Origin of the sequence: Echinicola pacifica DSM 19836 (genome assembly GCF_000373245.1) — a bacterium.
Lineage (GTDB): Bacteria > Bacteroidota > Bacteroidia > Cytophagales > Cyclobacteriaceae > Echinicola > Echinicola pacifica.
On record NZ_KB890741.1, the window covers coordinates 17,256 to 33,078 of the forward strand.

The 15,823-nt window shown below is 45.2% G+C and carries 11 protein-coding genes; 10 read left to right on the forward strand and 1 reads right to left on the reverse strand.

All coding sequences use genetic code 11. The annotated features are described in order from the left end of the window. Positions 1-37: 37 nt before the first annotated feature. Entirely contained in the window at positions 38-1,003 is a 966-nt protein-coding gene (locus tag B050_RS0109320; RefSeq protein WP_018473649.1) for a Ppx/GppA phosphatase family protein, read from the reverse strand. 205 nt (positions 1,004-1,208) lie between these two features. Here B050_RS0109320 and B050_RS0109325 point away from each other — a divergent pair, with 205 nt between their 5' ends. The 10 genes from B050_RS0109325 to B050_RS0109380 all read left to right on the forward strand — a co-directional run bounded on the left by B050_RS0109325 (position 1,209) and on the right by B050_RS0109380 (position 15,816). Then, positions 1,209-2,792, forward strand: coding sequence for an acyl-CoA carboxylase subunit beta (locus B050_RS0109325; RefSeq protein ID WP_018473650.1), 1,584 nt, complete (start codon positions 1,209-1,211; stop codon positions 2,790-2,792). A gap of 339 nt (positions 2,793-3,131) precedes the next feature. Further along, on the forward strand, positions 3,132-4,199 hold the full coding sequence (locus B050_RS0109330) for a M42 family metallopeptidase (RefSeq protein ID WP_026235763.1): 1,068 nt from the start codon (positions 3,132-3,134) through the stop codon (positions 4,197-4,199). A gap of 269 nt (positions 4,200-4,468) precedes the next feature. Then, positions 4,469-5,638, forward strand: coding sequence for an SIS domain-containing protein (locus B050_RS0109340; RefSeq protein WP_018473653.1), 1,170 nt, complete (start codon positions 4,469-4,471; stop codon positions 5,636-5,638). Positions 5,639-5,644: 6 nt separating this feature from the next. Continuing rightward, entirely contained in the window at positions 5,645-6,568 is a 924-nt protein-coding gene (locus B050_RS0109345) for a 1-phosphofructokinase family hexose kinase (protein WP_018473654.1), read from the forward strand. Then, on the forward strand, positions 6,561-7,505 hold the full coding sequence (locus B050_RS0109350) for a carbohydrate kinase family protein (RefSeq protein ID WP_018473655.1): 945 nt from the start codon (positions 6,561-6,563) through the stop codon (positions 7,503-7,505). The genes B050_RS0109345 and B050_RS0109350 overlap by 8 nt, the downstream gene beginning before the upstream one ends. Positions 7,506-7,514: 9 nt before the next feature. Beyond that, positions 7,515-8,339, forward strand: a complete 825-nt coding sequence (locus tag B050_RS0109355; RefSeq protein WP_018473656.1) for a class II fructose-bisphosphate aldolase — start codon at positions 7,515-7,517, stop codon at positions 8,337-8,339. Between the two features lie 7 nt (positions 8,340-8,346). Beyond that, the gene (locus B050_RS0109360) at positions 8,347-9,333 is read left to right on the forward strand and encodes an amidohydrolase family protein (RefSeq protein WP_018473657.1); all 987 of its coding nucleotides are present in this window, start codon (positions 8,347-8,349) and stop codon (positions 9,331-9,333) included. Positions 9,334-9,500: 167 nt separating this feature from the next. Beyond that, positions 9,501-10,910 (forward strand): Gfo/Idh/MocA family protein, encoded by a 1,410-nt coding sequence (locus B050_RS0109365; protein ID WP_018473658.1) that lies wholly within the window; start codon positions 9,501-9,503, stop codon positions 10,908-10,910. 844 nt (positions 10,911-11,754) lie between these two features. Continuing rightward, on the forward strand, positions 11,755-12,450 hold the full coding sequence (locus tag B050_RS0109375; RefSeq protein WP_018473660.1) for a FadR/GntR family transcriptional regulator: 696 nt from the start codon (positions 11,755-11,757) through the stop codon (positions 12,448-12,450). A gap of 216 nt (positions 12,451-12,666) precedes the next feature. Further along, a complete protein-coding gene (locus B050_RS0109380; protein ID WP_018473661.1) occupies positions 12,667-15,816 on the forward strand; it encodes a SusC/RagA family TonB-linked outer membrane protein in 3,150 nt (1,049 codons plus the stop codon). The last annotated feature ends 7 nt before the right edge of the window (positions 15,817-15,823 follow it).

A 15,823-nucleotide genomic window follows, 5' to 3' on the forward strand; every position in this document is an offset into this window, starting at 1 on the left:
TGATTTGAGGCGATGTTATTTGCCTGTTTTTATTGGCTTAGGTCTTTACCATTGAGGGTGCAGAAATGATCGCTTCATTACGCATGATTTTAGAAATCACACCTTCTTTTAATGCATAATTGGAGCAGATTAGTTCGGGAGCATCCACAAATTTCAAAATATATTTGATCAGACAAGAAGCGACCACAATCATATCCACTCTCATTGGGATCATGCCGGGGATCAGCAGGCGCTCTTGTTTATTGAGCGAGATTACCTGCTGGGAAAGGTGCTGAAAAGCCTCTTTTGGAAGATGGAATACCGTGTCTGTTTTTTTCTTGGACTGATGGGAGGAGGCAAAATACATGTCCGTAAGCGTGTCAAAGGTCCCTGAGGCACCCACCAAGCGACTAGGCTTGTACTTCATTATGGCGGAAATAAGTGGGCTTAATCGCTCTTCTAGGTAACTATTGAGATTGTCGATTTCCTCTAGGTGGATGGGGTCATGATAGTGGAATAGATCAAGCATACGCTGTCCGCCGATTTCGAAACTCTTTCTCCATAGGGCCTTGTCCTGATCTCCGATGATAAACTCTACCGAGCCTCCACCGATATCCATCATCAGGCTGACCTCATCATTGAGCGAGCCGCTGTAGCGGATACCTTCGTAGATCAGCAGCGCCTCTTGGTCTCCATCAATGACATTGACCTCTATATCGAAATTTTCTTTGATCGTTTGGACCAGCTCATTGCCATTATGGGCATTGCGCACAGCGCTGGTAGCAAAAGCATGGATGTCTTTGATCCCTTCGCCGTCGATCAGATTCCTGAAATGGCCCATAGTATGGAGTGCCCTTTTCCTGGCATCTGGATGAATTTCGTTTTTTGTAATCCCTTTTTGGCCCACTTTTACAGGAATCTTCTCCTTAAAAAGTACCTCAAATTGATTTTCTCCTAATTCAACCAATAACAGGTGAAAGGTATTGGTACCCATATCTATGATGGCTGCTTTGTCTCGTATCATCTAGCCCCCTTTTTTAGTTGTGCGAATATAAAAAGTTTATTTAAAATGCCTTATGATATTCACCAGTTATGTGCGGTCTTAAGTAGATATGAGTAGATATAAGTAGCTCTACGTAGGTGAGTAGGATTATAATTTAGAATTTAAATATTTCTTTGCTTAAGGACTGATCCTTATATTGTACTAAATAACCGATACCAAAAGACCCATGAAAAGCCCAACCAAAGGCATCTATACTCTGCCTGGAAATAGCGAAAAACAAGCCTTACTGGAACGTAAAAATGCCGAGGCTCTGCAAGGCGGCGGCCCTCTCCGGGTCCAGGCACAACATGATAAAGGAAAGCTCACCGCTCGCGAACGGCTGGAACTCCTGCTCGATGAGGGGTCTTTTCAGGAAATTGACAGGTTTAAGATGCACCGATGCAAAGACTTCGGCCTGGATAAAGAATACTATTTGGGGGATGGAGTGGTGACCGGGTATGGTGAGATCCATGGCCGCTTGGTATATGTTTATTCCCAGGATTTTACGGTCTTTGGAGGATCCTTGTCAGAAACCCACGCGGAGAAAATCTGTAAAATAATGGATATGGCCATGAAAAATGGCGCACCGATTATCGGATTGAATGATTCTGGCGGGGCGAGAATTCAGGAAGGGGTAAACTCTCTGGGGGGCTATGCGGATATTTTTTATAGAAATACCAGAGCTTCGGGTGTCATCCCGCAGCTCTCCGCCATCATGGGGCCATGTGCCGGAGGGGCAGTGTACTCTCCCGCCATTACCGATTTTATTTTTATGGTCGAGGGCACCAGCTATATGTTTGTGACGGGGCCCAATGTGGTCAAGACGGTCACCCAGGAGAATGTCAGCGCGGAGGACCTCGGCGGTGCAAGCGCCCACAGCGTCAAAAGTGGGGTGACTCATTTCTCCTGCGGCAATGAGGCCATTTGTATTCAGCATATCAAATCACTGCTCAGCTATATTCCCCAAAACTGTGAGGACGAGGTGCCCTTATTAGATTATGACCTGGGTCAAAATGAATTGCGGCCCAAATTAGATACTATTATCCCGGATAATCCTAACCATCCCTATGATATGAAAATGGTGGTGGCGGAGCTCGCCGATAATGGGACCTTCCTGGAGGTTCATCAGAAGTTCGCTGAAAATATTATTACTGGATTTGTCCGTATTGCGGGGAGAAGTATCGGCGTGGTGGGGAATCAGCCCCAGTCATTAGCGGGAGTTTTGGACAATGATGCCTCGGTCAAAGCCGCAAGGTTTGTGAGATTTTGCGATAGCTTTAATATTCCCTTGCTGGTGCTCGTGGATGTGCCGGGATTTCTGCCTGGAACTGATCAGGAGTGGAATGGAATTATCACCAATGGGGCCAAGTTGCTGTATGCTTTTTCGGAGGCGACCGTACCTAGACTTACCGTCATCACCCGTAAAGCCTACGGGGGAGCCTATGATGTGATGAATTCTAAACATATCGGGGCGGACCTGAATTTTGCCTGGCCAGGGGCCGAAATCGCCGTGATGGGCGCACAAGGAGCCGCGCAGATTATCTTCAAAAAAGAAATCGCCGCCGCAGACGATCCGCAGGAAAAACTTCAAGAGAAAATAGATGCCTATACCCGGAAATTTGCCAATCCCTATAAAGCCGCCCATCGAGGATATATTGATGAGGTAATAAAGCCCTCCGAAACCCGAGAAAAACTCATCAAAGCTTATAAGATGCTAGCCAATAAAGTAGATAGCCTTCCTCGAAAAAAACATGGCAATATTCCTTTATAAGTTGACAATGGTAATTCGCTGATTTAGGATTAGTTATCTAAATCCATGCTTTCTCCCTGATCAAGTAGTATGTTTTTCATCGAAAAAGGAATATATTTTGTGAGAAATGGAGAATCCCAATCCTGCTATTTTTAGCCTTAGGTAGCTATGGCGAAGAATATTCTTACATTCTGCAAGGCTAAGGCCTAATATCACTATACAGGGTCGATGATATTCGCCTCTGCGGGATATTTAATTTGATGTTTGGAGGTAGGTTTTGTGTGTAAGTAAGAGAATTAAAAGTCAGGGCTTGGGGACAGGAATTTAGTTTTACAACAAAAAATAATGGAAAATATAATGATGCAAGATCACGAGAAATTTCTTTATAAATACCTTAATAATGCCTCACCGACTGGTTTTGAGGCTTCTGGTCAGCAGATATGGCTAGACTATATCCGGCCCTATGCGGACGAATACTTTACAGACAGCTATGGCACCGCGGTGGGCGTGGTAAATCCGGGAGCGGCCTTCAAAGTGGTGATAGAAGCTCATGCAGATGAGATTAGCTGGTTTGTAAATTATATCACCCCGGAAGGCTATATCTATGTGCGGCGAAACGGTGGCTCAGATCATATGATCGCGCCATCCATGAGGGTGAATATTCATACAGATGAGAAGATCATCCCTGGAGTATTTGGATGGCCTGCCATCCATGTGCGCAAAGGAGATAAGGAAGAAAAGCCAAGTTTGGAGAACATATTCATAGACGTGGGCGCCCGATCAAAGGATGAAGTGGAGACCCTGGGGATTCATGTCGGCTGCGTGGTGACTTTCAAAGATGACCTGATGGAGCTCAACGGTAAGTTCTATGCCGGCAGAGCCTTGGATAATAGGATCGGCGGCTATATGATCGCTGAGGTGCTTCGCAAATTACATGAAACGGGCAAGAAACTCCCCTTTGCCTTATACGTGGTGAATGCTGTACAGGAGGAGATAGGACTAAAAGGTGCAGGAATGATCGCCAATCGCATCAAACCAAATGTGGCCGTGATCACGGATGTCTGCCATGATACCACCGCTCCGATGTATAATAAAATCACGAGCGGAGAGCAGGTCGCCGGTAAAGGCCCCGTGCTTACCTATGGGGCTTCGGTTCATAAGAAACTTCTCGATCTTATTATTGATTCAGCTAAGAAACATAAGATCGACTTTCAGCGTGCAGCAGCCTCCCGTGCCACTGGTACCGATACGGATGCTTTTGCCTATTCCAATGACGGCGTGCCCTCAGCGCTTATCTCGCTGCCACTAAAATACATGCATACCACCGTGGAGACAGCCAGTAAGCAGGATATCACGGCCGTCATCGACCTGATCTATTCATTTTTGACGGACCTTGACCCCAATTATAACTTTAAGTATATAGAATAATAGCACTTATTTGTTCATCAGAAATAGTATGCTTTTATAAAGGCCAGTGGGATTCCAGTGGCCTTTTTTATTGGGAAAAATAGGGCTGAAAAAAGCAATGCTCCCTGGTGACTATAATTTAGCGCTTGAGCTGAAGGTCGTTTTTATCCTAAAAGAAGTGAAAAAATATTAAAAAAATGAAGTGAAGGTTTTTAGTTTTCGTTTTATTTCGTTTAATTTGATTAGTAACAAAACGAAAGTAGTGGAGTGGTTTTAAAAAACGTTAACTCATGATAGAGACAAGTTATTTAAATTTAGGAGTAGAGGAAGTTCGGAAATCTGGGGCAGAGCATACTGCAAGGGAGATTTCTGGCCAACCGGCACTTTGGGAAGACGTCTATGAATTGGTACTATCTCAGTCCAACGCACTGGATGGCTTCATGGACAATTTTTTATCTAAGGCTAAGGCTAGGGTGATTTTGACAGGCGCAGGATCCTCCGCTTTCATTGGTGAATCTGCCCAAGGCCCATTCCAGAAGATGACGGGTGTGTTGACTCAGGCGATTGCGACTACAGATTTGGTGACGCATCCAGAGTTATTTTTCATTAAAGATGCGCCCACGCTCTTAGTTTCTTTTGCGCGATCAGGCAATAGCCCCGAAAGTGTGGAGGCGGTAAGATTGGCAGATCAGCATATTAGCGATATCTATCATCTGATTATTACCTGCAACCCAGAAGGAAAGCTGGCAGAATATGCCAGCGAATGTGGGGGCAATTGTCATGCAGTGGTTCTGCCAAAAGAGGCAAATGATGTGAGTTTGGCGATGACGGGGAGTTTTACTTCCATGCTTTTGACAGCCCTCTTGGTGTCCGCAGGCAAGGAAAGAGCTCAGTTGAAAGGTTCCTTAGAAGCGGCGATTGCCGTGACGGACGATATGCTGACCAATAGATTAGGGGACTTTCTTGCGGTCGCTCAGCGCGAATTCAAGCGAGTGATCTTCTTAGGTTCCGGACCTATGCTCGGGATCGCAAGAGAATGCCATTTGAAACTTCAAGAGCTTACCGATGGAGAAGTGGTCTGTAAGCACGATTCCTTTTTGGGATTCAGGCATGGTCCTAAGGCAGTGGCCAATGAAGAATCCATCGTGGTGTATTTATTATCCTCGGACCCTCATGTGGCAAAATACGAGGAAGACTTGGTGGGGAATATCGCCGCTGACAAAAGGTCCATTGCGACCATAAGCTTTGGGGCTACCAATGGGGCTACGCCGCACTCGATATTGAAAATCGATTCAGAAAAACAAAATTCAACAGGGTATTTTAACGTACTTCCTGCTACCTTAATGGGCCAATTATTAGGTTTCTATAAATGCTTAGAAATGGGCTTGCAGCCGGATAATCCTTCCACCAGCGGGGCCATTTCCAGGGTAGTTCAAGGAGTGAAAATTTATTCAAAATAAGATATAATGGTTATTTCAGTCTGTCCAAACCTTTCGGTTGATACCTACGCCAGCCTAGATTCCATGGAGCTGGGGAAAGTCAATAGGATGAACAGCGTTCAGGAGTTTCCCGGTGGCAAAGGAACCCACGTAGCCCTGGCTATCGCGGAGTTTGCTGGTGAAAGTAGCTTGCTGGCCTTTTGGGGCGGAGCGACAGGCCAGTGGATGCGTCAAGCCTGCGAAGCCTATGGCGTGAGCACGGCCGGGCCGGTGCTGGCAGCGAATAACCGAAAGAGCTATACCTTTATTTCCGCAAATCCGTCCCTGCATCATACCGAGCTTTTGGAGCCTGGACCTTCTATTTCTAAGTCGGAGTTTGACCAATTAATAGCAGACATCCTGAAGTCCCAGTCTCAAGGGGATGTGGTGGTGATCTCTGGATCATGGCCAAAAGACAGTCCTGAAAATGCCTATCAATTGGCAGTAGCCGCCTCTGCTGATGCAGGTGGAAAAGTGATCGTGGACTGCTCTGGTAAGCACCTTTCCAAAGCCCTCGAGTCAAAAGTGTTTGGCATGCATCTAAATGCCCACGAGGCTGAGGATATTTGCGGATCAGGAGAAGTGGAGAAGGTGATGGGCAAATTAAGTACCAAGGTCGATCTAATAGCCTATACCAAAGGAGCAGAAGGATTATATTTAAGTTATTTAGGGAAGATATTCCATGCCAGATTGCATTTGGATGAAGTGATCAGCACCGTGGGTTGCGGAGACTGCCTCACTGCTGGCATTGCTTATGCCTTGGATCGTGGACTTTCGGTCGCTGAGATCGCCCGCTACGGGGTGGCTTTTGGCGCAGCCAACTGCCTGAGACCCGAACTCGGGATGCTCCATAAATCAGATGTACAAAAACTCCTCCCCATGGTGGAGATTAATGAATTGAAATATGCGTAATAAGGACTTGTTTGTGGTTGGAGAATTGAATGTGGATTTAATCCTCAATCATATAGATGGTTTTCCTGAGATGGGCTCCGAAAAAGTGGCTTCAGATATGACCATTACCTTGGGGAGCTCATCCGCAATTTTTGCCTCCAATATTTCGGTATTAGGCACCGGCACCGCCTTCTGCGGGAAGATCGGTAAGGATGATTTCGGGAAATTAGTGATCGATTCCCTTTCGGATAAATCCGTGGATACCTCCAGCATAGTGGAGGCGACGGCTTCCAAAACCGGCCTTACTGTGGTGATGAATTACGATCAGGACCGGGCAAATGTCACCTATTGTGGAGCAATGTCTGAGATGAGCCTAGAGGATATAGACTGGGAGGAAGCCTCAAAGTATAAGCATTTTCACCTGTCCAATTACTTTCTGCAAAAAGGACTGCAAAAGGATATTGTCAAGATTTTTGCCACAGCAAAAGAATATGGCTTATCCACTTCCCTGGACCTACAAGTGGACCCTGACGGGCAATGGGATTTTGACTATAAAGCCTGTTTGCCTCATGTGGATGTATTTATGCCCAATAAGTCAGAGCTTCTTGGTCTTAGTCATGCGGCCAGCGTGGAAGAGGGGATTGCCGTATTGGAGCCTTACGCAAAGGCCATTGCGGTAAAGATGGGAACGGAAGGCTCACTGCTCGCCCAAAATGGCGAGCGGATCACTGCCCCCGTTTATTCTCATAAGCACTTTGTGGATGCTATCGGAGCAGGAGACTCCTTCAATGCCGGCTTTATTTGCAAATATATTCAGGGATCCTCCTGGGAGGAATCACTGAAATACGGCAACCTGATGGGAGCACTGAATACAACAGGTCATGGGGGCACGGGAGCATTCTCCTCCTTCAGCGACCTGAAAACAAATGCACAAAAAATTTTCAAAGAAGATATCTAATCAATCGTGATGAAATTAAAAAGTAAATTACAGGAATTCCAACAGCATAAACGTGGGCTATTGGCAACCAACTTTTATAATTACGAAACCTTAAACGGCGTGCTTACTGCAGCATCCAACCTCGGTGAGCCAGTAATCCTACAGCTCACCAAAAGCTCCATTGACTATATGGGGCTGAATACAGCGGTGGCCTTGGGACGCGCGGCTTTGGCCGAGCATGGGGTAGAAGGTTGGATTCATTTGGACCATGGCGGAAGTGTGGATCTCGCACAGGCATGCCTGGATGCGGGTTTCGATTCAGTCATGATAGATGGGAGCGAGCTGCCATTTGAGGAGAATGTAAAAATCACCTCAGAAGTGGTGAAGAGGGCCCATAAATATGGTGCTAATGTGGAGGCCGAACTTGGCTATGTCGCCAAATTGGGGCAGTCTCATGAGCATGCTGGATTTACCACAGCTGACGAAGCCAAAGCCTTTGTAGAAGCTACCGGTGTAGATGCTTTGGCAATTTCTATTGGCACAGCCCATGGTTTTTATAAAGAGGAGCCTAAATTGCAGTTTGATAGGCTAAGTGCCATCGCAGAAGTGACAGAGGCCACCTTGGTGTTACATGGAAGCTCTGGGGTGCCCGAAAGCCAGCTGAGAGAGGCCATCTCCCGAGGAATCGTGAAAGTAAACCTGGCCACAGAAATCAAAAATATCTTCATGAAAACCTTGCAGCAACAGCTGAGAGATAATGAGGAAATTGACCTGCGTAAAGTGTTCCCATTCGCAACCAAGGCGGTTACCGAACTCGTGGAATACAAGCTTAATATAATGAAAAACAAAAAATAATACCTTCATGATTCGTCCTTTTATTGATGCACATGTGCACTTAAATAGCCTCTCTGAGGAAAAGATGAAATTAGCGGAAAGGTATAATGCGGGCTTCCTTTCGATCAATACCCAAATCCCGCATTTCGATAGCGTGGAGAAGCAAGGAGAAACTGCCCGGGCAATAGAGGAGAAGTATCCGGGTCGGGTTAGGTTTATTACCTCATTTGATGCGGAAGGTATGCATGAGGACGGATGGGCCCAAAAGGCCATTCATCAAATCCAAAAAGGCTTGGATAATGGCGCTGCAGGTGTGAAAATCTGGAAGAATATCGGAATGGACGTCAAGGATGCTCAGGGGAATTATATTATGATCGATGACCTTAGGCTGAAGCCCGTACTTGATTTTCTGGAACAAAACCAGATTTTGCTAATTGGCCATCAGGGAGAACCCAAGAATTGCTGGCTGCCCTTGGAGGAGATGACCGTTAATTCGGATAGAGATTATTTTTCTAAACATCCCCAATACCATATGCATCTGCATCCGGAATGTCCCTCTTATCAGAGACAAATGGAGGCACGCGATGCTATCCTCCAGCGCCACCCTAAGCTGCGATTTGTAGGTTTACACTTGCTGAGCATGGAGTGGAGTATAGAGGAAGTAGCGCAGCGCATGGATCGATATCCTCAGCTGCTTACTGACCTGGCCGAGCGCGTTTGCCACCTGCAGCTGCAGGCTCAAACCAACTGGGAGGATGTACGGGAATTTATGATTAAGTACCAGGATAGAATCATGTACGGTACCGACCTGATCGATGATGGATCAATGCCTGCCGTGGAGGTCGCCCAGCGATTTAAGCACCTTTGGGAATTTCATTGGGCTTTCTTTGCCGGAAAAGAAGAGTTGGAAGCCCCGGAATTTTCGGGGACTTTCAAGGGGCTCGACTTGCCGGATTCAGTATTGGAAAAGATCTTCTATTCCAATGCTAAGGAGGTTTATGGATTTACATTTTGATCTCCATAAACTTTATTTTAATGAATGAATGAATGGAAGTTTAGTGGCTGCAGAAGTTTTGACAAAGAATAATCTGTATTTCGCTGCTCCTGACCATAATGTGACACTTTATAATTTTGAATAATAAGATACTTATAGATATATAGCAATAATAAACAAAAGGGATTATGAGTAATAATAGAAGAGATTTTCTTAAGCTTTCCGGACTCGCCGGAATGGGATTAGTTGGTTCAGGCTTGACTGGTTTCAATCAAAAAGAACTCGACAAGGTGTTGGTTCAAAGCAAGCGTGGCCATGAGCAGCGCTTCAATATGTCAGGCTATTCAGCACCAAAACTCGATGTGGTTCGTGCTGGCTTTATAGGTCTGGGTATGCGTGGCCCAGGTCATGTAGAGCGAATGAGTAAAATCCAAGGCGTGGAGATTAAAGCAATCTGTGATTTGCTGCCCGACAATGTCGCCAAAGTAAAAGAATCTCTGAAAGGAACTGACCATAATCCTGAGACCTATTCAGGCTCTGCCTATGCATGGAAGCAGATGGTGGACCGCGATGATCTCGACATTATTTTTATCCTTACCCCTTGGGATTGGCACGTTCCAATGGCTGTATATGCCATGGAAGCGGGTAAGCACGTGGCCATAGAAGTGCCTGCGGCTAAGACCTTAGAGGAATGCTGGGAGCTGGTAGAGACTTCTGAGCGTACCAAAAAGCACTGCATGATGATGGAAAACTGCTGCTATGACTTCTTTGAGATGATGACACTCAACATGGCTAGAGATGGCTTCTTTGGGGATGTTATCCATGGAGAAGGTGCTTACCTCCATGATTTGCTTGGGCTAAACTTCAGCAAGAAGGGCTACCAAGACATGTGGAGATTGAAGGAAAATGCTACCAGAGATGGTAATCTATATGCCACCCATGGCCTGGGACCGATCTGCCAGATTATGGATATCAACAGAGGAGATCAAATGGATTACCTTACTTCCTTGTCCAGCAATGATTTTATGATGAGAAGTCATGCTCAGGACCTGGCCAAAGAGGATGATTTCTTTGCCTCCTATGCCAATATGGATTTCCGTGGAAATATGAATACCACTATGGTGAAAACCAAAAAAGGTAAGTCCATCATGATTCAGCATGATGTGACCTCGCCACGCCCGTATTCTAGAATTCACCTGGTAAGCGGTACCAAGGGAATTGCTCAGAAATGGCCAAAACAAGGAGTCGCTACAGGCCATCAGTGGTTTACTGATGAGCAAATGAAAGACCTTGAAGAAAAATATACCCCGGAAATCACCAAAAAAGTAGGTGAGATGGCCAAGCAAATTGGTGGTCACGGTGGGATGGACTTTATGATGACCTGGAGACTGGTGGATTGCCTGAGAAATGGCCTGCCATTAGACCAGGATGTCTATGATGCCGCATTGTGGAGCGCGATATCGCCACTTTCTGAGTGGTCTGTCGCTAACCGCGCCACTTCTATCGATGTGCCTGATTTCACTGGCGGTTCATGGAAAACCAACGCTCCGGTAAGTATCACCCTCGAAGGTGGTGGAACTACTAAAGTGGTGGTTTAATTGATGACACTATAAACCCTTCCTTTTGCGATCGGTGGAGGAGCTCAGGGAAGCTTGGAGACCTCAGGTAGTGGAGTCCAATTCGGACTAGCCTACCCGAAGTCCCCGTATTCCAGGCCCCTGCTGCTGGCCTGAGCTCGTGGAAGCGGAGGATAAGTAATAAGCCTCTTTTGTTTATTGTTGATTTGCCATTGTAAGCGGCTGATGAATAATCTATCATGCAAGATTATCATCAGCTTCCCTGCAATGGCATTTTTTTTTGATTACCTAGGCGGAAGCTTGTCCTGTGAACTTGATTATTTTTGCCGAAGGCTGAATAAAAACTACCGCACTCAAGCCAAAAGATGCATTAATGATTTGGCTCAGCCTGAGCAGGTATTAGATTCGGAAATTTAGCTAAGCCTGGATTAATTTTTGCGAGGGACGTGGTGTGTTTTTTTAAGGAATATTGCCCCGTGGGGAAGACATGGTCTGCAAGCCCACTTCTGTGATGAAGATCCTCGTTTTCTTTTAGGTAAAATTTGGACTTATAATTTCAAGAGACTTGGTAGGAAATAAAGAGGATCAGAGTGTTAAATATAATTTATAGAGAAGATATATTTTCAAAAGATGATATATTTACAGTATCTTTCTCACCAATTCATAGCGTTATAGCTAATTGGTGGTCATCCATTTGTGCACAAATCTGATGGGCCTGAAATATTGAAATAGGGTTAAAAACCCTAATTGAGGGCTTTTACACCAGAGCCTAAAAAATAAAGTAAAATATTTGTTATTTTTTTTTGGTGGAAGTGAATTTTTTGCTTAAAATTGGTCAACCAAAAATTGGTTAACCAAAACACCTATGGAAGCATTAAACAATTTTAAGGAGATTAAACTTGAGCATCCCGTAGATGTGATTATAAGTCAGATCCGTGATTTAATTCTTTCAGGCGAGCTGAATCCGGGAGATAAGCTACCTCCCGAGCGCAAGTTATCCGAAAAATTAGGTATCAGCAGAACCTATGTGCGTGAAGCGATCAAGAAATTGGAGTTTTATGGCATAGTAAGAACGCAACCTCAGAGTGGGACGGTGATTGCCGGTTTGGGCATCACGGCCTTGGAGGGCTTGATTACGGATGTGTTGAAGATGGAAGGCAGCGATTTTCATTCATTGATTGAGACGCGACTTATCCTTGAGTCCCAGACGGTGCGTTTAGCAGCTGAAAGGAGAACGGCCGAGGATGTGATCGCCATGGAGGAGGCCTTGGAGCTCTATGAGAGCAAGGTTAAATCCGGAGCTCAGGGGATTGATGAGGATCTGTTGTTTCACATTAAGATCGCTGAGGCAAGTAAGAACAACGTTCTGAAATCGCTAATGCTGGTCGTGACACCCGATATTCTGACGCACTTCACCAAGCATAATGTATGCGGAGGAGGAAAGCCATTCGGAGCATTGCTGGAACACAAGGAGATTTTGAAGCACATTATCCATCAGGATGCATCTGCAGCTGAAGCTGCAATGAAAAACCATTTATCAGATATCATTTCTAAAAAGTAAAATGCCTATGATAAAAAAAAATGGTGGATAGAATCCACCAAGTTTTACCATCAGGAATGTAAGAGCTACTCTTAAAGATTGTCGAGGTCCTTCATTGTAGTTTCCCTAATAGATATTCAAAAGTACAAAAAAAATAGGAATATCAATTTCGCCCTCTTTACCATTCCTGGTTCCTCTCATACAAACTAATTTTATTTAAACAATTTCATACCCAAAATGAGAAAACCATTACCATCAGAAAAACGGAATGGGCAGGTGAATTATATAGCCGTCGTTTCATTAATAATTGGCCTGTTTTTTAGCCAATTAGCCCAAGGGTTTGCTTTCCAAACCGCCAATACCTCGCCTATTTCAGGCCAAGTTACAGACAATACAGGGGAGTCCATTCCTGGTGCCAACGTTATTGTCAAAGGCACTTCAAATGTCACAGTTACAGACCTTGAAGGTAATTTTAAGATCAATGCAGCGCCAACAGATATTCTTATTTTTTCTTTTATCGGCTATGCAACCCAAGAAATTCCAGTAGGAAACAAAAATCAATTCAACGTAGTGCTTGAGGAGGACCTGAAGCAGCTGGATGAGTTTGTGGTAGTAGGGTATGGTACCCAGAAAAAATCTCACGTTACCGGTGCAGTATCAAAATTGCAGGATGAGCGTCTAGGGGAGATCCCGGTAACTCAAGCTGACCAAGCACTGCAAGGTAAAATCGCCGGCGTGCAAATTCAAAACACGACTTCTGAAGCGGGCGTATCCCCCTCCATCCGGGTGCGTGGCAATGCCTCCATTGGAGCAAGTAATGAGCCCTTAGTAGTTGTGGATGGCTATCCTACTCCTGATGGCTTGTCCTTTATCAATCCCAATGATATAGAATCCATCGAAGTGCTTAAAGATGCTGCTTCTGCTGCCATCTATGGGTCTAGAGGTGCAAATGGTGTGATCATCGTCACCACCAAAAGTGGCGTAGTAGATAAGCCTAAGTTCAACTTCAAGATGTATGCCGGGGTAAAGAACCCATATAAGGTCCATGATATGCTGACCTCTACGGAATATACCGAGATGCTGTGGGCAGAAGAGGCGCTGGGCGGAGTCGGTCCTACCTCCCATGAGGAAGCCGCTTGGTCTGTAGGTGATAATACCGACTGGCAGCAAGAAGGTCTCCGTCAGGGAGTTATCAGCAGCTATCAGCTAAGTGCCTCTGGAGGCAAAAAGGATGTGACCTATATGATCTCTGGTGGCTATAATGATGAGAAGGGCATGCTAATCAATAACGATTACCAACGCTTCAACGCTCGTCTGAAACTGGATGCCAGACTTAATAAAATATTGAAAATCGGGGTCAATGTAAACCCTTCTTATACGAAGAATATCCTTCCGGCGTCTAATTTTACAGATTATTTCAGAACGCCCTCTTTCATGCCGGTACGACATACAGCAGAAACTTCTGCCCTTACAGGAATCCCTGAAGGAGATTGGGCTCACGGCCGCCACTTTAATAACTTGACTTATGTCTATACCACTCCCGCGGGAGAGGATATGTCCGTCGTGGCCAGACCTTGGAATACTTCCAATAATAACCCACGCTTCATCAGCGATAATGATAGCCGTACCAAAAATCAATATCGCCTGATGGGATCCACCTATTTCCAGTTGGACTTCAACAAGAACTTATTCTTCAAAGCCACTCAAGGTGCATATGTCACCAATACCGTAGGGGAGGAGTACAGAAATGAAGGAACAAACCGGGCGGGTGATCCTAATCGCGGGGCTTATGAAAGCAGATTGCGAATCGATTTGTTGTCAGAAAATATCCTGAACTACGCCAAAACCTTTGGTGAGCATGACTTCTCGGCCTTGGCAGGCTTCACGGCTCAGCGTGTGACCAATACTTATGCAAGCATTGTGGGTACCAATTTCCCTACAGACTATGTGCCAACCTTGAATGGCGCCACTGTCCTGGATCTTGGTGATACCTATACCCTTAAGGACGAAAACCTGCTCTTATCTTATCTTGCGAGGGTGACCTATTCCTTCAAAAACAGGTATTTGTTCTCCGCAAGTACACGTACTGATGGTAGTTCAGTATTTGGTCCGGAAAATCGATGGGGCTGGTTCCCTTCTGTTTCCGCAGGCTGGGTGCTGTCTGAGGAAGACTTCCTGAAGTCCAGCCAGGTGATCGATATGTTGAAGCTTAGAGGTAGTTACGGGGTGACGGGAAATAATGATATTGAAAATTATGCCTCTGTAAACCGACTTTATTCGAATAACTACAGCTTCGGCTCTGGTACTGGAGTTCTCGTACCGGGCTTAGCACAGTCTGGCGAAACGCTGGCAAATAAGGCTATTGCCTGGGAAAGAACCTTCTCTTATAATATAGGAATGGATCTTGGGTTTTTAAGTAACCGATTCTTCCTTTCTGCTGAATTTTATAATTCTGTTACCGACCAATTATTGCTGAAACAACCGACCTTGGCTTTTACCGGCTATAATGAGTTCTGGAATAATATCGGTAAGGTAGAAAACAATGGTTTCGAATTGGAGTTGAGCCTTAATAATATCAATACCAGTAATTTCCAGTGGCAAACCTCCTTCAATTTTGCAAGGGTTAAGAATAAGCTCGTGGAATTCAGCGGTGAGGATCGTTTGCTAAGTTATGGTGAAAGACAGGAAGTTTACCTCGCCCAGGTAGGTCAGCCGTATATCCAGTTTTTTGGATACAAGACGATCGGGGTATGGAATTCTCAGGAGGAAATAGACGCCAATGCCAGCAACAGTCTGGACCGTCCAGGAGGCCTGAGGCTTTCGGATGAAAATGGTGACGGAGTAATCGATGATGATGATCGCGTGGTATTAGGAAATCCTTTTCCAGATTTTACCTGGGGTATAACTAACTCATTTAACTTCTTCAATTTTGACCTAAGTATCTTAGTTCAGGGTGTACAAGGACTCGATGTGTTCAACGGTGATGGCCACTATAACGAATCAAAAAGGATGAATCGTGCTTATGTCGAAAACAGATGGATCTCTGCTGAGCACCCAGGTGATGGTAAGACCCCTTATAGCACCAACGGTATAGGCTGGCAGTTTACGGATTATATGATAGAAGATGGATCATATGTGTCTGTACGTGATATTATCCTTGGGTACACCTTACCGAAATCACTGGTGGAGCGGATCAAACTGCAGAATATAAGGGTGTATGGCTCTGCTCAGAATGCTCTATACTTCACCTCCAAAGGCTACAGAGGCATTAACCCTGAGGCAAGATCTACAAGTGGATCTTATGAATCCCCTCTCGTGAGTGGATATCAGCGGGGAGCTTTCCCGGTACCTAGAGCATTTGTGTTCGGTTTAGACATTAGCTTTTAACCCAAAT